Origin of the sequence: Aristaeella lactis, assembly GCF_018118585.1 — a bacterium.
Taxonomy (GTDB): Bacteria; Bacillota; Clostridia; order Christensenellales; family Aristaeellaceae; genus Aristaeella; species Aristaeella lactis.
In genome coordinates this window covers 2,525,523-2,544,371 of the sequence record NZ_CP069421.1, presented here as the reverse complement: position 1 = coordinate 2,544,371, position 18,849 = coordinate 2,525,523, and the positions used below count along the sequence as shown (strand labels likewise).

The 18,849-nt window shown below is 58.5% G+C and carries 13 protein-coding genes; 9 read left to right on the top strand and 4 right to left on the bottom strand.

Going from position 1 to position 18,849, the window contains the following annotated elements:
* The first annotated feature begins 21 nt into the window (after positions 1–21).
* The 9 genes from purE to JYE50_RS11725 all read left to right on the top strand — a co-directional run bounded on the left by purE (position 22) and on the right by JYE50_RS11725 (position 12,791).
* The gene (gene purE / locus JYE50_RS11765; RefSeq protein WP_179138456.1) at positions 22–513 is read left to right on the top strand and encodes a 5-(carboxyamino)imidazole ribonucleotide mutase; all 492 of its coding nucleotides are present in this window, start codon (positions 22–24) and stop codon (positions 511–513) included.
* A gap of 148 nt (positions 514–661) precedes the next feature.
* Positions 662–2,092 (top strand): amidophosphoribosyltransferase, encoded by a 1,431-nt coding sequence (locus JYE50_RS11760; protein WP_084097453.1) that lies wholly within the window; start codon positions 662–664, stop codon positions 2,090–2,092.
* 144 nt (positions 2,093–2,236) lie between these two features.
* Entirely contained in the window at positions 2,237–3,277 is a 1,041-nt protein-coding gene (gene purM, locus JYE50_RS11755) for a phosphoribosylformylglycinamidine cyclo-ligase (protein ID WP_084097451.1), read from the top strand.
* A 21-nt stretch (positions 3,278–3,298) separates the two neighbouring features.
* A complete protein-coding gene (purN, locus tag JYE50_RS11750; RefSeq protein WP_084097449.1) occupies positions 3,299–3,907 on the top strand; it encodes a phosphoribosylglycinamide formyltransferase in 609 nt (202 codons plus the stop codon).
* A 29-nt stretch (positions 3,908–3,936) separates the two neighbouring features.
* A complete protein-coding gene (locus JYE50_RS11745; protein WP_084097447.1) occupies positions 3,937–4,656 on the top strand; it encodes an IMP cyclohydrolase in 720 nt (239 codons plus the stop codon).
* A gap of 14 nt (positions 4,657–4,670) precedes the next feature.
* Complete coding sequence (locus JYE50_RS11740; RefSeq protein ID WP_084097445.1) at positions 4,671–5,855, top strand: phosphoribosylaminoimidazolecarboxamide formyltransferase; 1,185 nt, start codon at positions 4,671–4,673, stop codon at positions 5,853–5,855.
* A 91-nt stretch (positions 5,856–5,946) separates the two neighbouring features.
* Positions 5,947–7,215: a phosphoribosylamine--glycine ligase gene (gene purD, locus JYE50_RS11735; RefSeq protein ID WP_084097443.1), complete on the top strand. Its 1,269-nt coding sequence runs from the start codon at positions 5,947–5,949 to the stop codon at positions 7,213–7,215.
* Positions 7,216–7,269: 54 nt separating this feature from the next.
* The gene (locus tag JYE50_RS11730; RefSeq protein ID WP_084097441.1) at positions 7,270–11,025 is read left to right on the top strand and encodes a phosphoribosylformylglycinamidine synthase; all 3,756 of its coding nucleotides are present in this window, start codon (positions 7,270–7,272) and stop codon (positions 11,023–11,025) included.
* A gap of 89 nt (positions 11,026–11,114) precedes the next feature.
* Positions 11,115–12,791 (top strand): formate--tetrahydrofolate ligase, encoded by a 1,677-nt coding sequence (locus tag JYE50_RS11725; RefSeq protein WP_084097439.1) that lies wholly within the window; start codon positions 11,115–11,117, stop codon positions 12,789–12,791.
* A gap of 36 nt (positions 12,792–12,827) precedes the next feature.
* Here JYE50_RS11725 and JYE50_RS11720 read toward each other — a convergent pair whose 3' ends face one another.
* From JYE50_RS11720 to JYE50_RS11705, 4 genes are all read right to left on the bottom strand, one after another.
* Positions 12,828–13,520, bottom strand: coding sequence for a response regulator transcription factor (locus JYE50_RS11720; protein WP_084097437.1), 693 nt, complete (start codon positions 13,518–13,520; stop codon positions 12,828–12,830).
* Positions 13,520–15,058 (bottom strand): sensor histidine kinase, encoded by a 1,539-nt coding sequence (locus JYE50_RS11715; RefSeq protein WP_084097435.1) that lies wholly within the window; start codon positions 15,056–15,058, stop codon positions 13,520–13,522. Before JYE50_RS11715 ends, JYE50_RS11720 begins: the two co-directional genes overlap by 1 nt.
* A 612-nt stretch (positions 15,059–15,670) precedes the next feature.
* Positions 15,671–17,449, bottom strand: a complete 1,779-nt coding sequence (locus JYE50_RS11710) for a SpoIID/LytB domain-containing protein (protein ID WP_179138455.1) — start codon at positions 17,447–17,449, stop codon at positions 15,671–15,673.
* Complete coding sequence (locus tag JYE50_RS11705) at positions 17,446–18,780, bottom strand: replication-associated recombination protein A (RefSeq protein WP_084097431.1); 1,335 nt, start codon at positions 18,778–18,780, stop codon at positions 17,446–17,448. The genes JYE50_RS11710 and JYE50_RS11705 overlap by 4 nt, the downstream gene beginning before the upstream one ends.
* Between the last annotated feature and the right edge of the window lie 69 nt (positions 18,781–18,849).

Genomic DNA, 18,849 nt, shown 5'->3' with positions numbered 1-18,849 from the left:
TGGAGAAGTCAGGAGGATCCTATTGTGAGAAAAGTAGGTATCATCATGGGCAGCGACAGCGACCTGCCCGTGATTAAAAAAGCAACGGATCAGCTCAAAAGCCTGGGTATTCCCTTCGAGGTGCATGTCTATTCAGCACACCGCACACCGGAGGAGGCCCGGGCTTTTGCAGTCAATGCGCGGAAGAACGGCTTCGGGGCGCTGATCGCGGCGGCCGGTATGGCGGCCCATCTGGCCGGTGCCATCGCGGCGAACACGACCCTGCCGGTGATCGGGATTCCCTGCCAGGGACCCTGCCTGGAGGGACTGGACGCCCTTCTTTCCACGGTTCAGATGCCCACCGGTATCCCGGTGGCGACCGTGGCGGTGAACGGCGGGGCGAACGCGGCCCTGCTGGCGGCGCAGATCCTGGCCGTGGAAGACGCGGACCTGGCTGCGAAGCTGGACGCGAAGCGCAAAGCCGACGCGGAAGCGGTCCTGGCAAAGGACGCCGGGATTGCCGAACGGCTTTAATTCAGAATTCAGAATTAAGAATTCAGAATTATGATTACTTAAACGTAATCAGGAACATCTTTCACAGGACAGAAACGGCAAAGTGGTCCGAATTATGAATTGTGAATGATGAATTATGAATTGATATAAAACCGGAGGTTCAATAACTATGGGCGGTTTTTTCGGGATTACATCCAAAAAGGACTGCATGCTGGATGTGTTTTTCGGTGTAGACTACCACAGCCACCTGGGCACACGCCGTGCCGGTATGGCCGCGTGGGATGAGGAGATCGGTCTGCAGCGGAAGATTCATAATATCTGCAACGCTCCTTTCCGGACCAAGTTTGAGCATATTTTTGAGGAAATGCGCGGCACTTCCGCCATCGGATGTATTTCCGACGCGGATCCCCAGCCCCTGCTGATCAGGTCCAATCTTGGCACCTATGCCATCTGCATGACCGGTGTGATCAACAACGCGGATGAACTGATCGATCAGTACCTCAGCTTCAGCGGCGGTCATTTTGATTCCATGACCGGCGGCAAGATCAACCAGACAGAGCTGCTCAGCGCGCTGATCAACCAGAAGAGCAATTTTGCCGAGGGCATCCGGTTCGCCCAGAAGTCCATCATCGGCACTGCTTCCATCCTGATCCTGACGGACAAGGGTTCCATCATTGCCGCCCGGGACCGCATGGGCCGCCTGCCCGTGGCGATCGGCAAGCGGGATGACAGCTACGCCGTGGCCTTTGAATCCTTTGCCTTCCATAAGACCGGATACGAAGACGTTCGTGAACTGGGCCCCGGGGAGATCGTGGAACTGACCCCCAGCAAGATGACCCAGTTGGTGCCTCCGGGAAAGAAAAAGAAGATCTGCTCCTTCCTCTGGAGCTATTACGGCTATCCCACCTCCACCTATGAAGGGGTGAACGTGGAAGAGATGCGCTACCGCAACGGCGCGATCATGGCGGACAATGACAAGGCCGCCGGCCGGAATGATCCGATCGACTACATCGGCGGTGTTCCGGATTCCGGTACGCCCCATGCCATTGGCTACGCGAACCGCAGCGGCGTTCCCTTTGCCCGTGCCTTCATTAAATACACCCCTACCTGGAGCCGCAGCTTCATGCCGGCCAACCAGACGGACCGGGACAAGATTGCCAAGATGAAGCAGATTCCCGTGAACGAACTGATCAAGGACAAGAACCTGCTGTTTGTGGATGACTCCATCGTCCGGGGTACCCAGCTGAGGGAAACCGTTGAGTTCCTGTACGAGAGCGGTGCCAAGTCCGTGCATATGCGCAGTGCCTGCCCGCCCATTATGTACGCCTGCAAATACCTGAACTTCTCCCGCTCCAACAGCGACCTGGAGCTGATCGCCCGCCGGGTGATCCTGGAGCTGGAAGGGGAGGAAGGTTTCGAGCACATCGATGAATATGCCGACGGCAGCACCGAGCGCGGCAAGAACCTCCGGGAATGCATCTGCAAGAAGTTCAACTTCGCTTCCCTGGAGTTCCAGACCCTCGAGGGCGTGATCAAGGCCATCGGTATTGATCCCTGCGAGCTGTGCACTTACTGCTGGAATGGGGAGGAAGGCGAATGACAGCCCAGTGGGCTGTCCGTCGAAGGCGGAAATGAGCCGACCGAGTCAACCGAAACGAGCAGTGAGCCCGCTCCAAGGGCGAGATGCGACGATTGAGGTTGCGGGAAAGAATAAACACAACCATGAGATGAAAGGAATAACACCATGCTGAATTCCAAATCCGAAGCCTACGCCGCCGCTGGCGTTGATATCACTGCCGGCTACAAGTCGGTCGAACTGATGAAAAAGCATATCCGGAAAACAGAGACCCCCGGTGTCTTCTCCGATGTGGGAGGATTCGGCGGACTGTTCCGTCCGGATCTGACCGGCATGAAAGAACCGGTGCTGGTATCCGGCACCGACGGCGTGGGCACCAAGCTGAAGATCGCCCTGCTGATGGACAAGCATGACACCATCGGAATTGACTGTGTGGCCATGTGTGTGAATGATATCATCTGCTGCGGCGCCGAACCCCTGTTCTTCCTGGACTATATTGCCTGCGGAAAGAACATTCCCGAGCGGATCGAGCAGATTGTCAAGGGCGTCTGCGACGGCTGCGTCCAGGCCGGCTGCGCGCTGATCGGCGGCGAAACGGCGGAGCATCCCGGGATGATGCCTGAAGAGGAATATGACCTGGCCGGTTATTCCACGGGTATTGTGGACAGGGCTAAGATCATTGACAACAAGACCATGAAAGCCGGGGACGTAGTGATCGCGCTGCCTTCCACCGGTGTTCATTCCAATGGTTTCTCCCTGGTGCGGAAGGTGTTCGACGTGGAAAACGCGGACCTGACCTCCCCGGTGGAGAAGCTGGACGGCAAAAGCCTGGGCGAGACCCTGCTGACCCCCACCCGCATTTATGTGAAACCCGTGCTGGCCCTGCTGAAAGAAGTCGCGGTGAAGGGCATCAGCCATATCACCGGCGGCGGCTTCTATGAAAACATTCCGCGCAGCATTCCGGACGGCCTTGGCGCGAAGATCGAGCGAAGCAGTGTTAAGGTGCTGCCGATCTTCGATCTGATCGCTGAAAAGGGCGGCATCAGCGAGCGGGATATGTTCAACACCTTCAACATGGGTGTGGGCATGAGCATCGTTGTGGCCGCGGAAGACGCGGAGAAAGCGGTCCGCATCCTGAAAGAGAACGGTGAGGACGCTTACGTGATCGGTGAGATCATTGAAAGTGAAGACAAGATCACAATTGTCTGATCAATAAACACGGAGGTGCGTATGAGCAAAAAAGCCCGTATTGCCGTGCTGGTTTCCGGAGGCGGAACCAACCTGCAGGCGATCCTGGACGCCGCGGCCCGGGGAGAGATCCCGGACGGGGAAGTGGCACTGGTCATCAGCGACCGTTCCGGAGCCTATGCCCTGGAGCGTGCTGAGAAAGCCGGCATTCCGGCCCTGGAAATCAACAAGAAAGCCTGCGGAGGCCAGCTGCCTTTCGAGCAGCAGCTGATCGCCGCCCTGACCACGAACCGGATTGACCTGATCGTGCTGGCCGGTTTCCTGAGCATCCTGACCGAGAACTTTACGACACTGTATCCCCGCCGGATCATCAACGTCCATCCGAGCTTGATCCCCAGCTTCTGCGGCGCGGGCTTCTATGGCCTGAAGGTGCACCAGGCAGCGCTGGACCGGGGCGTAAAGGTAACAGGAGCGACCGTGCACTTTGTCAATGAGATTCCGGACGGCGGAGAGATCATTGCCCAGAAGGCAGTGGATATCCTGCCGGAGGATACGCCTGAAACCCTGCAGCGCCGGGTGATGGAACAGGCAGAGTGGATCATCCTGCCGCAAAGCGTTGAAAAGATTTCAAAAGAAATCATTCTTCATTAATTATTCTGAATGGAAACGAGGAGGAGCCTATGGACATCTACCGCATCTTTACCCCTGAAGAACTGCTGAAGGACAACACCTACCCCGGACGCGGCATCATCATCGGCAAGACGCCGGACGGCACAAAAGCCATGACAGCCTATTTCATTATGGGCCGCAGCGACAACAGCCGTAACCGTATCTTCACCGAGAAGAATGGCGAAGTCTTCACCGAGCCTTTTGACGCGTCAAAGGTCCAGGACCCCTCCCTGATCATTTACGCCGCGATCCGTTCCTATGAAAACAACCTGATCGTGACCAACGGCAACCAGACCGATACAATCCGGGACGGCCTGAAGGAAGGCAAAACCTTCTCTGCCGCGCTGGAAAGCCGCGAGTTTGAGCCGGACGGCCCGAACTTCACGCCCCGCATCAGCGGTATGCTGACTTTCGGTGAAGGAGATTTCACCTACCAGATGAGCATCCTCAAGAGCGCCGACGCGGAAGGCAGCGCCTGCAACCGCTACACCTACAGCTACGCGCCGCTGAACGGACTGGGCCACTTCATTCACACGTATGTGTGCGACGGCAACCCCATCCCGACTTTCCAGGGAGAACCGGAGCGCATCGCGGTCAGCAACGATATCGACGAGATGACCGATATCCTGTGGAAGAACCTGAATGAACAGAACAAGATCAGCCTTTATGTCCGCTATGTGGACCTGAAGACCGGAACCGCCGAAAACCGCCTCGTGAATAAAAACAAGTGAAGGAGTCAGGAAAAATGAAAGAATTCGAGCTCAAGTATGGCTGCAACCCCAACCAGAAACCCGCGAAGATCTACATGAATGACGGCAGCGAACTGCCCATCAAAATCCTGTCCGGCCGTCCCGGATTCATCAATTTCCTGGATGCCTTCAACAGCTGGCAGCTGGTGAAGGAACTGAAGGCTGCCCTGGGCATGCCCGCCGTGACCAGCTTCAAGCATGTGAGCCCCACTTCCGCCGCGGTCGGCATTCCGCTTTCCGCCGACCTGAAAAAGGCCTGCTTTGTGGATGATATCGAAGGCCTGGATGATTCTCCCCTGGCTTGCGCCTATGCCCGTGCCCGCGGTACGGACCGGATGTGCTCCTTCGGTGACTGGGTTGCCCTGAGCGACGTGTGCGACGTGACCACCGCGAAGATGATCAAGCGGGAAGTGTCCGACGGCGTCATTGCCCCCGGCTATGAGCCCGAAGCCCTGGAGATCCTGAAGCAGAAGCGCAAGGGCAACTACAACATCGTGGAGATCGATCCCGATTATGTGCCGGAAGTGCAGGAGCGCAAACAGGTTTTCGGCATCACCTTCGAACAGGGCCGCAACAATTTCGAAATCAACCGGGAGCTGCTCTCGGATATCGTGACGAAGACCAAGGATCTGCCGGATTCCGCCGTGCGTGACCTGATCATTGCCCTGATCACCCTGAAGTACACCCAGTCCAACTCCGTCTGCTACGCGGTGGACGGCCAGGCGATCGGCGTTGGTGCCGGCCAGCAGAGCCGTATCCACTGCACCCGTCTTGCCGGTTCCAAGGCGGACACCTGGTTCCTGCGCCAGCATGAGAAAGTCCTGAACCTGCCCTTCCGCGCGGACCTGGGCCGGCCTGAACGGGACAATGTCATTGACGGCTACATCAACCAGAACGAGGAAGATGTCTGCGCGGACGGCAACTGGCAGAAGTATTTCACTGAACAGCCCGCTCCCCTGACCGACGCGGAGAAGCGCGCTTTCCTGGACACCCGGCAGAACGTGGCCCTGGGTTCCGATGCCTTCTTCCCCTTCAGCGACAACATTGAGCGCGCTTACAAGAGCGGCGTGAAGTATATCGCAGAGCCCGGCGGATCCATCCGTGATGACGCGGTCATCGAGTGCTGCGACAAATACGGCATGACCATGGCCTTCACCCACATGAGGCTTTTCCATCATTAATCTTATTATCAGGTAGGAAGCAGGAGGCGGAATAAACCTCCTGCCTCCTACCTCCTGCTTTTTATCATTAAGTACGCAGAGGAGATCAACTATGAACCTGCTTGTTGTCGGCGGCGGCGGCCGTGAACATACCATCATCAAAAAGCTGAAACAGAATCCTGCTGTTGAAACGATCTATGCCCTGCCGGGCAACGGCGGTATCGCCGCGGACGCGACCTGCGTGGATATCAAGGCGACGGATATTGAAGGAATTGTGGCCTTCACCCGGAACACGAAGATCGATTACGCGGTTGTCGCTCCGGATGATCCGCTGGTGCTGGGATGCGTGGACGCCCTGGAGGCGGAAGGCATTCCCTGCTTCGGTCCCCGTGCCAACGCGGCCATCATTGAAGGCAGCAAGGTTTTCTCCAAGGACCTGATGAAGAAATACGGCATTCCCACCGCGGCGTACGAGGTTTTCTCCGATCCGAAAAAGGCCCTTGAATACCTGGAAACCTCCCCGATCCCGACGGTGATCAAGGCGGACGGCCTTGCCCTGGGCAAGGGCGTGACCGTGGCCATGACCCGCTGGGAAGCACGGGCGGCCGTACGGGAGATCATGGAAGACAAGAAATTCGGAAAGAGCGGTGATAAGATCGTTATTGAGGAGTACCTCGAAGGTCCGGAAGTTTCTGTTCTGGCGTTCACCGACGGAACGACTGTGAAACCCATGGTTTCCAGCATGGACCACAAGCGGGCGGAGGACGGTGACAATGGTCCGAACACCGGCGGCATGGGAACGGTTGCTCCGAATCCCTTCTACACGGAGGGGATCGCGGAAGAATGCATGCAGACGATCTTCCTGCCGACCATCCGGGCGATGAAGAAAGAAGGCCGGGAATTTCGCGGCTGCCTCTACTTCGGCCTGATGCTGACAAAGAAGGGACCGAAGGTCATCGAGTACAACTGCCGTTTCGGCGATCCCGAGACCCAGGTGGTGCTGCCCCTGCTGGAGAGCGACCTGCTGACAGTGATGCAGGCGGTTACCAACGGTACCCTGGCGGACTGTGAAGTGAAATTCCGGGACGCGTACGCCTGCTGCGTAGTGCTTGCTTCCATGGGCTATCCGGTGCATTATGACAAGGGATATGAAATCACGATTCCTGACGCTGTGAAGGAGCATGTCTATGTGGCCGGCGCAGCCCTGAAGGACGGGAAACTGGTCAATTCCGGCGGCCGCGTACTGGGCGTGACGGCTGTGGCGGATTCCCTGCCGGAAGCCGTGAAGGAAGCCTACGCCATGGCGGATACGATTTCCTTCGGGAATAAGTACTGCAGGCGGGATATCGGACAGCGGGCGCTGAGCGCAATCAATCAGTAAGAATTCAATTCATAATGATTACTGCATTGTGAATGATAAATAAAAGAGGTACATATGGTTTACAGAATCTTTGTTGAGAAGAAACCCGGCCTGGACAATGAAGCCCGCGGCCTGAAAAATGACGTGGTAAAATTCCTGGGCATCAAGGGCCTGGAGAAGATCCGCCTGCTGAACCGCTATGACGCGGAGAACATTTCCGATGAGATGTTCGCGCTGGCGGTACGGGAAGTGTTCTCTGAGCCCCAGCTGGACGATACCATGGAGCAGTTTGACGCGGAAGGCGCCGCCGCAGTGTTCGCGGTGGAATTCCTGCCCGGTCAGTTTGACCAGCGCGCGGACTCCGCGGCCCAGTGCATCCAGTTCCTGTCCCAGGGTGAACGGCCCCTGGTCCGCAGCGCGAAGGTTTACCTGCTCTACGGCAGCCTGTCCGCGGAGGAGATCGCCGAGATCAAAAAATACGTGATTAACCCGGTGGAAGCCCGGGAGGCTTCGCTGGATCTGCCGGAAACCCTGAAAACCGAATACGCGGTGCCCACGGAAGTGGCAACGCTGGACGGCTTTACAAAGTTGGACCGCGCGGGCCTGGAGAAGTTCGTGGCGGACTACGGCCTGGCCATGGACGTGGATGATATCACTTTCTGCCAGTCCTGGTTCCGGGAAGAAGGCCGGGAACCCACCATCACGGAAATCCGGATGCTGGATACCTACTGGAGCGACCACTGCCGCCATACCACCTTCCTGACCGAGATCGACAGCGTCCGCTTTGAGGATCCGGTGCTGGAGAAGGCCTGGAAGCGCTACATGGATGTCCGTGCCGAACTGGGCAGGGAAAAGAAGCCCGTGTGCCTGATGGACCTGGCGACTGTGGCGGTGAAATACCTGAAGAAGCACGGAAAGCTGGACAAGCTGGACGAGAGCGAAGAGATCAACGCCTGTACGGTGAAGATGGACGTGGAGCGTGACGGGGTGAAGGAACCCTGGCTGCTGCTGTTCAAGAATGAAACCCATAACCATCCCACGGAAATCGAACCTTTCGGCGGCGCGGCCACCTGTATCGGCGGCGCTATCCGGGATCCCCTGAGCGGCCGGGCTTATGTTTATGGCGCGATGCGTGTTACCGGCGCGGCGGATCCCACCAAACCGGTGTCTGAAACCATTCCCGGCAAGCTGCCCCAGCGTAAGCTGGTTACCACCGCGGCAGCCGGCTATGCCTCCTACGGCAACCAGATCGGCCTGGCAACGGGTATCGTGGATGAAGTGTATCATCCCGGCTATGCCGCCAAGCGCATGGAGATCGGCGCGGTGATCGCGGCGGCTCCCGCTGAGAATGTCCGCCGTGAGCGTCCGGCTCCCGGTGACGTGGTCATCCTGCTGGGCGGTTCCACAGGCCGTGACGGTATCGGCGGCGCGACGGGTTCCTCCAAGGCCCATAACGCCCACAGCGTGGAAACCTGCGGCGCGGAAGTCCAGAAGGGCAACGCGCCTGAAGAACGCAAACTCCAGCGGCTGTTCCGTAATCCCAAGGCGACAAAGCTGATCAAGCGCTGCAACGACTTCGGCGCCGGCGGTGTCAGCGTTGCCATCGGCGAACTGGCAGACGGCCTGGAAATTGACCTGAACGCGGTTCCGAAGAAGTATGACGGCCTTGACGGCACGGAACTGGCGATCTCCGAAAGCCAGGAGCGCATGGCTGTGGTTGTGGCGGCGGAAGACGCGGCTGCCTTCCTTGCCCTTGCGGAAGAAGAAAACCTGCAGGCGTGCATCGTGGCGGAAGTGAAGGCTGAGCCCCGCCTGCGCATGAACTGGAACGGAAAGACCATTGTGGATATCAGCCGGGAGTTCCTGAACTCCAACGGCGCGCCGAAGCATACGGCGATCACTCCCGCGGCATCCCGTCCTGTGGCGGACCTGCCGAAGCAGAAACCCGCGGACTTTGCCGGCCTGCTGAAGGAAACAGCGGCGGACCTGGCGGTCTGTTCCCGCCGGGGCCTTTCCGAGCGGTTTGACTCCACCATCGGCGCAGGCACAGTGCTCATGCCTTTCGGCGGAAAGAACCAGCTGACGCCCATCCAGGCAATGGTCCAGAAGATCAGCCTGGAAAAGGGCCATACGGATGACTGCTCCCTCATGGCCTGGGGCTATGATCCGGAGCTGACTTCCTTCAGCCCCTATCACGGCGCATACCTGGCAGTGGTGGATTCGGTCACCAAGCTGATCGCTGCCGGCGCTTCCTTTGAAGATGTCTACCTGACTTTCCAGGAATACTTTGAAAAGCCCGGTACGGACGGAAAACGCTGGGGCAAGCCCCTGGCGGCTCTCCTGGGTGCCTTTGAAGCCCAGATGAACCTGGGCGTGGGTGCCATCGGCGGCAAGGACTCCATGTCCGGCTCCTTTGAAAAGCTGGATGTGCCGCCCACGCTGGTATCCTTTGCGGTCACCACGGCAAAAACCGGTGATATCATCTCCCCCGAGTTCAAGAAGGCGGGCAATCCCGTGATTCTGCTGGAGCCGGAGCGGGATGAACAGGGCCTCCCGGTAACGGAATCCCTGCTGGCGCTCTACCGGCAGGTGACAGACCTGATCCGTGCGGGGAAGATCGTTTCCTGCCGCACGGCGGAAGTCGGCGGTTCCATTGCCTCTGTGCTGAAGATGGCGCTGGGCAACGGCCTGGGCTTTGCCTTTGAAAAGGACTGGGAACTGCAGGAACTGGCGGAGGTCCGCTACGGAAGCTTCCTTGCGGAGCTTTCGGAAGATATGGATCTGGGCCGGAAGCTGGGCACCGTTACGGAAGAACCGGTGCTGACCTGGCGTGACAGCGCGGCGGACGTGAAGGAGCTGCGCGTGATCGGCCGGGACAAGCTTGAAAAAGTCTATCCGACGCTGAATCCGGAATGGACCCTGGAAGACCGGGCGGAGGCGGATGCCTGCTGGCCCGCGGCCCGGAAGGAAGAACGGACGGAAGCGTTCAACTACAAGGCGACCGGCTGGAAGGCCCCGGCACTGCACATCGCGAAGCCCGGCGTGCTGATCCCGGCGTTCCCGGGAACCAACTGCGAAGTGGACAGTGCCCGCGCGGCGGAAGATGCCGGCGCGAAAGCCGAGATCTTCGTGGTCCGGAACCGGTCCGCGGAAGATATTGTCCGCAGCGCGGAAGCGTTTGCCGCGAAAGTGCGTGAGAACCAGATGATCTTCATCCCCGGCGGATTCTCCGGCGGTGATGAACCGGACGGCAGCGCGAAGTTCATTATCGCCTTCTTCCGGAACAAGGGAGTCAGCGAAGCGGTGACGGAGCTGCTGGACAAGCGGGACGGCCTGATGTGCGGTATCTGCAACGGCTTCCAGGCGCTGATCAAGCTGGGTCTGGTGCCCTACGGAAAGATCATTGAGACCGATGAGCACTGCCCGACCCTGACCTTCAACACCATCGGACGTCACCAGAGCCGCATCGTCCGCACCCGGGTGGCCAGCACGCTGAGCCCCTGGCTCCGCGGCGCGCAGCAGGGCGCGGTTTACAGCGTACCGATCAGCCACGGTGAAGGCCGCTTCCTTGCGGAGGAAAGCCTGATCCGGAAGCTGGCGGAGAACGGCCAGATCGCCACCCAGTATGTGGACCTGGACGACCAGCCGACGATGGACCTGCGCTTCAATCCCAATGGCAGCCTGTATGCCATTGAAGGTATTACCAGCCCGGACGGCCGTGTCTTCGGCAAGATGGGACACAGCGAGCGGGTCGGGAAGGACCTGTACAAGAACGTTCCCGGCAACTACGACATTAAGATGTTCGAATCCGCCGTGAAGTACTTCAGATAATCCCCGATGCAAGTTCATGCTGGTGAACCTGGACACTTCATCAGCGTGAGTTGTGAATAATCAAAGAAAAGAAACCGGAGGTTGCAGCCATGGCGTACTTAACCGACATCGAGATTGCCCAGCAGTGTGAAATGAAGCCGATCATGGAGATCGCGAAAAAGGCCCACGTAGACGAGAAGTACGTGGAACAGTACGGCCGCTACAAGGCCAAGATTGATCCAGCCCTGATTGATGAAACAGACCGGAAACCCGGAAAACTGATCCTGGTGACGGCGATCACCCCCACTCCAGCGGGTGAAGGCAAAACCACCACGACGATCGGACTGGCGGACGGCCTGTCCCGGATCGGCAAGGACGTCACGGTGGCCCTGCGGGAGCCCAGCCTTGGCCCGGTCTTCGGCGTAAAGGGCGGCGCTGCCGGCGGCGGATATGCCCAGGTGGTGCCCATGGAAGATATCAACCTCCACTTTACCGGTGACTTCCACGCCATCGGCGCGGCGAACAACCTGCTTGCCGCGATGCTGGACAACCATATCCAGCAGGGAAATGCCCTGGGGATCGACGTGAAGAAGATCACCTGGAAGCGCTGCGTGGACATGAATGACCGCCAGCTCCGCTTTGTGGTGGACGGCCTGGGCGGCAAAGCCAACGGCACTCCCCGTGAGGACGGTTTTGATATCACCGTGGCCAGCGAAATCATGGCGGTGTTCTGCCTGGCTTCCTCCATGGCGGACCTGAAAGCGCGTCTGTCCAGGATCATCGTGGCCTATACCTATGATGACAAGCCTGTAACCGCGGGCGACCTGAAGGCGACCGGCGCCATGGCGGCGCTGCTGCGCGATGCCCTGAAGCCGAACCTGGTTCAGACGCTGGAAGGTACCCCGGCCTTTGTGCACGGCGGACCTTTCGCAAACATCGCCCACGGCTGCAACTCCGTGATGGCAACCCGCATGGCCATGCGCATGGGCGACTACACCGTGACAGAAGCCGGCTTCGGTGCCGACCTGGGCGCGGAGAAGTTCCTGGACATCAAGTGCCGTATGGCCGGCCTGACGCCGGACGCGGTGGTCGTTGTCGGCACCGTGCGCGCGCTGAAGATGCACGGCGGCCTGGACAAGAAGCAGCTGGCGAACGAAGACCTGGCGGCGCTGGAGAGGGGTATTCCGAACCTGCTGCGCCATGTGAACAATATCAAGAACGTCTATCAGCTTCCCTGCGTGGTGGCCATCAACCGCTTCCCCACAGATACGGACGCGGAAATTGATTTCATCATCCGCAAGTGCCGCGAACTGGGCGTCAACACCGTCCTCTCCACCGTCTGGGCGGAAGGCGGCAAGGGCGGCGAAGACCTGGCCCGCGAGGTTGTTCGGCTGTGCGAAGAGGAGCAGGGCAACTTCACCTTCTCCTATGAGCTGGATGCCACCATCGAGGAGAAGCTGGAAGCGGTTACAAAGAAGATCTACGGCGGTGCCGGCGTAGTGCTGACCCCTGCCGCGAAGAAGCAGGCGGAACGCCTCACCGCGCTGGGCTTTGACAAGATGCCTGTCTGCGTGGCCAAGACCCAATACTCCTTCTCGGATGATCCGTCCCTGCTGGGCGCGCCGGAAGGATTCACCGTTACCGTCCGGAACCTGAAGGTTTCCGCGGGCGCCGGCTTCCTGGTTGCCCTGACGGGTGAGATCATGACCATGCCGGGCCTGCCGAAGTCCCCCGCCGCCGAACGGATCGACGTGGATGACAACGGCAAGATCAGAGGCCTGTTCTGAGAAAAAAGAAAACAGATTAAAAAGCGCCCCGGAAGCTCAGCTTCCGGGGTGCATTGTTTCGATGATGCGGTCGAACCGGATTTCCTTCAGGTGCCGGACGACGTCGCTGACCGATTTCATATTGAACTTCTTCAGGATACTGTGGATCTGCGTTTTAACCGTTCCCTGGGAAACGTAGCGGGATTCGGAAATCTGCCGGGCGTTCATTCCCTGGTACAGGCATTTCAGCACCTCAAACTCACTGTTGGACAGCATGGTGAGGATGTTCAGGCCGTAGAGCAGGCCGCTCTGCTCCTCCCGGACCCGCTTCAGCTCCTGGATGATCTTTTCCGCGTATTTGGGGCGAAGGATCATCTGGTTCTGGTGGGCATTCCGGATGGAGGTCAGGATCTGGCTGATGGAGTCTGTTTTGATAATATAATCGATCACACCGGCACAGTAGGCCTGGAAGAGCAGGTCATCGTCCTCCAGGATGGTCAGGATGATGACCTTCATCGCGGGATGCTCCCGCAGGATCTGTTTGGAGGCGGAGATTCCGGCGATCCGGGTCTCCATCTGGATATCCATCAGGATGATGTCCGGACGGAGTTCATGGGCCATCTGGACCGCTTCCGCGCCGGAAGCGGCGGTTCCGACAAGATCCATATCCGCTTCGTGGCTGATGATGTTGGAAAAATAGCTCCGGATTTCGGGGCTGTCATCGGCCATCATAATTCGAATCCGCTCCATTACACGTCAATCCTTTCTCTGGGCAGGAGAATATCCACCTGTGTATAGGATCTGCCCGCCTGGTCGCTGCTCCGGATCCGCATCTGGCCCAGCTGGGCGTTGACTACACGGAAGGCATAGGGCAGGCCGATTCCCCAGTTGCTTGTTTTCGATTTTGTGGACACAAAGGGCATCATGACCCGGCGAAGCTCCTGCTTCGGGATACCGGGGCCGTTATCCCGGATGGACAGGCTGACCCAGGCCTTGCTGGCTTCCACGCTGACGGAGAGCACCTTGTCCTCCCGGCCGGTCAGCTGCAGGGCATCGACCGCGTTGACAAAGATGTTTTTGAGCGCGTTCCGGGTGTGGTATTCGTCCACCATGCAGAGGACAGCTTCATTGCAGAAATGCTTTTCGATGCGGATGCCTTCCGGCAGGGTCAGGTTGTCCAGCGCCTGGCTGACCAGTGTACGCATGTCCGTCGGCGTCGCGTGGAGATGCAGTTCCCGGATCCGGTTCAGGGAGGATGTGATCATCTCCATCCGGTCCTTTGAAATCTCAGTCAGGCGATCCAGCTTTTCCAGCCCTTCCGGTGTGCCGTAGGCATCCCGGGCCTCGTTGGCCAGGATCAGGATGCTGAACATCAGGTTTTTTTCGGAATGGAACACGTCCTTCAGGTTCCGGTTCAGGTCCTCAATGCTGTTTTTCATGGCCCGCTTGCGGGACAGCAGTACCAGATCACCGCTGAAGATGCGGTTGGCACTGGCCAGGATCAGGATCAGCGTCAGGAGGGAGAACAGCAGGAAGAACAGGGTGATCCAGCCGGGGAGCCAGGTGCCGTTCGCAAAGAACCAGAAGGCACTCAGGAAAACAGCCTGGCTGCTCAATGCCAGCGGAATCGTATGGAAAACGATGAAGAACACAAAACCGTACAGGCTGGAGATTCCCAGCAGCAGAAAGAACGTGTCGTTGAAGCATGTGACGTTCTTTCGGATATACTGTACGGTCAGCAGCAGTGCCGGAGACAGCACGAACAGCAGGATCAGGCCCTTGAAAAGCCGGGTGATAAGGGTGATCAGCTGTACAAAAGAGGCGCGTGCCGCCCCGCTGAGCTCGTAGTATCTCATGTACAGGCGGAAGGCACAGGCGGGGGAGAAAAAGACCATATACGCTGTCAGGAACAGGAAAACAGCAGTACCGCACAGGACCTCCCAGAAGATCCGGTGATGGATTGTTTTAATATTCCGCGCGATCAGCATCAGCATCAGTACGATTCCAAAGAAAAAGACCAGGGTGCCGCAGTTGCGCAGCGTCTGTGCCTGGCTCAGGGGAAGACGCATGCGGGAGATCAGCTGGAAAAGCGCCTGGTCCAGGGAACGGAGCGGGAAAATACGCGGCGTGGTATACATGGAGGTGCTGCTTGTCTGGAACATGACCGCCACACAGGCGATGCTGATTCCCGCGTTCATCAGGAACAGCGGGAGTCCGTAGCGGCTCCGGAGTGAAAAGACCAGCAGCAGAACCGCGGAGATGGCCAGGATCAGGATGCTCAGTGCCATAGGCGGTCCTTTCCCCTTTCATGATTATGTGGCAGACTGTTTCTTCCTGTATGCTAACACAGACAAGGGTTTGTTTCAAGGACGTGTATCCCGGGGTGAGGGTATATAAAATATATACCCTGTCCTGCGGCCGGAGGCAGGGGGAACTCCGCATGCCGTGTACGGGTAGATAAAAAATCGGACTGTTCATCAGGTGTGATCCATATATAATAGAATTAGAATGAGACAGGTAGGAATTTTTCGCCTGTGAAGGCGGACGTTTTTCGATTAAGCAGTTCATTCCGATGGTCTCCTCCGCATAAGGACTTTCCGCGCGGGAAAATATTGAGCAGGCTGCCTGTGGAAGGCGCTCCGCTACGGAGACCGGCCAGGCGGTCGATAACCGGCTCAACACTGCTTTCGGGAACTGGAGCCCGATGTGCAGGCCTCCTAAATCGCGTAGTCCGGCCAGTTGTTACCAGGGACAGCTGACCGGTTGGACAGTCCCGGCGCGCCGGCAGCAAGCCGGTGCGCTTTTTTGCGGCAGAAACGCGGGGAAAAGGCGTGGCCGTTTCGAATTGATGACAAATCCCCCGCCGGGATAATCCGGCGGGGGATTCTTTACGCGTTCGGTTATTCCTTTTCTGCTTTCTGCAGGAAGGAGAGCATCACGTATCCTTCAACCACATCTGTTTTGACTCTGGCCCATCCGGGAACTTCAGCCTCTTCCAGCACGATCAGGGGCTGGTGCTTATACAGCCGGCGCAGGACCTTTGATCCGGCAGAGGGCTTTTCCCGCAGGTTCAGGCTGCTGTCATCGTCAATGTTTTCCACCGTGGCCATCCAGGCGCCTTCCGGAAGGCCGGTTTCCGCTGTTGTCACAGGCATCAGCGTGGGCCGCGGCGTGGCAGTGGGGATCGGGCCGGGTGTTTCCCCGAGCAGCGGATCCGGGGTGGGCAGGGCAGCAGATTCTCCGGTATAGCGTCTGAGTTTGGCTCCCGGATAATAGAAATCCAGGATTTCCGTGTATTTCTTTTTTCCTTCGGAGGCCTGCTGCTGGGCTCCCCGCTGGCTCATGCCTACGCCGTGGCCGTAACGGCCGGCGGTCAGGGTAAAGCTGGTTTCATCTTCCGAAACGGTGATGATCTCATTGTCAGCGCCGTAGACGCTCAGGCCCAGCTGGAACACGGTTTCCGGAAACAGGTCCAGCACCGCTGTATAGGTTCCGGCGGGAATGAGCTCCGACACGGCTTCCGCGGCAGGGGCAGGAGTATCAGTCGGTTCGGCTGTGCGGTCCGGATACAGGATCTCGCTGATGCTCAGCTCGTCTTCATCCGTGCTACGGCGGGTGCGGCCTTCCTTCAGGACCGCGGAAAGGGATACGGTCAGTTCCAGCCGGGTCATCAGCCGGCTGGGCGCCTTATACCGGGGCGTTGTCAGCTTAACCCCGCGGATGGCATCCACCCGGATCTCGTCTTTTTCAGTCAGCCGGAAATCATCCAGCTCCGGTTCTTTTGCCAGGGCGGCGCGGATCAGCCGCAGGAGTCCCGCGGACAGGCCTGAACCGTCTTTCTGCAGTACGGCGGTCCGGACCGTGCTTTCCGGATTCTGCACGTCCCAGGGGTCATCGGTCATGGCAAAACAGCCGGGGATGTTATCCCCGCTCCAGATGTTGCCGGGCAGTTCTGTCTGGCCGCCGTTTGAGGCACTGTACCAGGCGGTGATCAGCTTGCTGTTCCAGGTCAGCACAAGCCCCTCGGTTTCCAGTACGGCGAGGGAAGCGTTTTCGCTGTTGTCCGGCGTGCCTTTGAAGGCCTGGTCATTGGTGTTATCCACCACATCCCACTCGGCGGAGGGATTCATTTTGCTCAGCGCGTAGGTCCTGGCACAGACAGCCTGGGCCTTCAGGGCCTCCAGCGGGAAGGAGTCGCTCATTTCATAGGGAACGACACCCTTCAGGTAGGATTCCAGCGGGAGTGTCAGGATGGGACGGATCGCGCCGTCCTTTACGGTGAGGGTCAGGTCTCCGGGATAAACGCCGGCCTGGAGGTTAAAGCGGATACCGGGTTCCGTGTCCCCGTCACGGCGGCGCAGCAGTTTGAGCTCTTTTCCGGCGGACAGGGACAGCCCGTTGTGGAAAAGGACCATTTTGCCGTTCCGCAGGAGAACGGTGATCTGCGCCCCGGCGGGAAGCAGCACTTCCCCGCCGTCCGCGCATTGCGTAAGGTAACGGCCTTCCAGTGTCATCCATGCCTCATCCGAAAGATTCAGTCGGGTGAGCAGCACTCGTATATCGGAAGAGGCGGTATTCGTTTTTTTCGCGGCAAGGGAAACCTGCGGAAGCAAAAGAGCCAGGCACAAAAGCAATAATACGGCTTTGTGCAGGACGGTCTGCTTTCGGATTATGCTCATTCTTTCCGGTGCTCCTTTTTCCATGCCCGGATCTGTTCCAGACGTTCTTTGTACCGGCTTTCCTGTCCCTGATCCGTCGGATGATAGAAGTGCCGGTCCTTCAGCGCATCCGGCAGGCACTGCATGGCGGTGATCTTTTCTTCATAGTCGTGGGCATACTGGTAGCCCTTTCCATAGGAAAGATCCTTCATCAGGCGGGTCGGAGCGTTGCGGATGACCAGCGGAACCGGAGCGTCCGGCTCTTTAACGATGGCCTCCCGCGCCTCATTCACCGCCATCTCCATGGCATTGGATTTGGAAGCCAGGGACATATATACAACGGCTTCGGCCAGGTGTACATTGCATTCCGGTACGCCGATGAAGTGACAGGCCTGGTAGGCGGCAACGCCGACCTCCATGGCCCGGGGGTCAGCCAGCCCCACATCCTCGGCAGCAAAACGCAGCACCCGGCGCGCGATATACAGGGGGTCCTCTCCGCCTTCCAGCATTCGCATCATCCAGTAGACGGCAGCGTCCGGGTCGGAGTTGCGCATGGATTTGTGCAGGGCGGAGATCAGGTTGTAGTGTTCTTCCCCGTCTTTGTCATACATCAGGTTTTTCCGGCTCAGGCACTGGGCGACGATCTCGTCTGTGACCTGGATACCGTCTTCCCCGGCTTCGCCGTTCAGGACTACCATCTCCAGCGAACTCAGGGCGCTGCGGGCGTCCCCGTTGCTGAAGCCGGCAATGGCTTCGAGGGCGTTTTCGCTGATCGTGACGTGATCCCGGCCGAAACCGCGTTCGTCTGTCAGCGCCCGGTGGAGCAGCATCAGGATATCATCCCGGCTGAGGGCCTGCAGTACGAAGACCTTGCAGCGGGAAAGAAGCGCGCTGTTAACCTCAAAGGAGGGATTTTCCGTTGTCGCGCCGATCAGGACAATGCTGCCTTTTTCCACAAAGGGAAGGAACGCGTCCTGCTGGGCTTTGTTGAAACGATGGATTTCATCCACAAAGACGATGGTGCGGATGCCGTAGACCCGGTTTTCCTCCGCCTGGTTCATCACCTGGCGGATCTCTTTAATGCCGCTGTTCACGGCGGAGAAATCAATGAAAGAGGCCTTGGTCTGCAGGGCTATGACCCTGGCAAGTGTGGTTTTGCCGACGCCGGGAGGCCCCCAGAAGATCATGGAGCATATGCTGTCGGAGGAGATCAGCCGGCGCAGGACTTTACCCGGGCCCAGCAGATGCTGCTGTCCCGCGATCTCATCCAGCGAGGAGGGCCGCATCCGGGCGGCAAGGGGCTGGCCAAACATGGACGGAGCCTGTTCCGGCAGCAGCGAATTCTCACTCATGGCTTATCCTCCCTTCATCATCGATGGGCCTATTATACCGTACTTTATATGGAAAGAAAAGCGAACAAA

What these genes read in the sequence shown, in the direction of transcription:
- JYE50_RS11710 (WP_179138455.1), bottom strand. Translation starts at nt 17,449, where the DNA reads ATGAGCATAATCCGAAAGCAGACCGTCCTGCACAAAGCCGTATTATTG.
- JYE50_RS11745 (WP_084097447.1), top strand. Translation starts at nt 3,937, where the DNA reads ATGGACATCTACCGCATCTTTACCCCTGAAGAACTGCTGAAGGACAAC.
- JYE50_RS11705 (WP_084097431.1), bottom strand. Translation starts at nt 18,780, where the DNA reads ATGAGTGAGAATTCGCTGCTGCCGGAACAGGCTCCGTCCATGTTTGGC.
- purN (WP_084097449.1), top strand. Translation starts at nt 3,299, where the DNA reads ATGAGCAAAAAAGCCCGTATTGCCGTGCTGGTTTCCGGAGGCGGAACC.
- JYE50_RS11760 (WP_084097453.1), top strand. Translation starts at nt 662, where the DNA reads ATGGGCGGTTTTTTCGGGATTACATCCAAAAAGGACTGCATGCTGGAT.
- JYE50_RS11715 (WP_084097435.1), bottom strand. Translation starts at nt 15,058, where the DNA reads ATGGCACTGAGCATCCTGATCCTGGCCATCTCCGCGGTTCTGCTGCTG.
- JYE50_RS11725 (WP_084097439.1), top strand. Translation starts at nt 11,115, where the DNA reads ATGGCGTACTTAACCGACATCGAGATTGCCCAGCAGTGTGAAATGAAG.
- JYE50_RS11730 (WP_084097441.1), top strand. Translation starts at nt 7,270, where the DNA reads ATGGTTTACAGAATCTTTGTTGAGAAGAAACCCGGCCTGGACAATGAA.
- JYE50_RS11720 (WP_084097437.1), bottom strand. Translation starts at nt 13,520, where the DNA reads ATGGAGCGGATTCGAATTATGATGGCCGATGACAGCCCCGAAATCCGG.
- JYE50_RS11740 (WP_084097445.1), top strand. Translation starts at nt 4,671, where the DNA reads ATGAAAGAATTCGAGCTCAAGTATGGCTGCAACCCCAACCAGAAACCC.
- purM (WP_084097451.1), top strand. Translation starts at nt 2,237, where the DNA reads ATGCTGAATTCCAAATCCGAAGCCTACGCCGCCGCTGGCGTTGATATC.
- purD (WP_084097443.1), top strand. Translation starts at nt 5,947, where the DNA reads ATGAACCTGCTTGTTGTCGGCGGCGGCGGCCGTGAACATACCATCATC.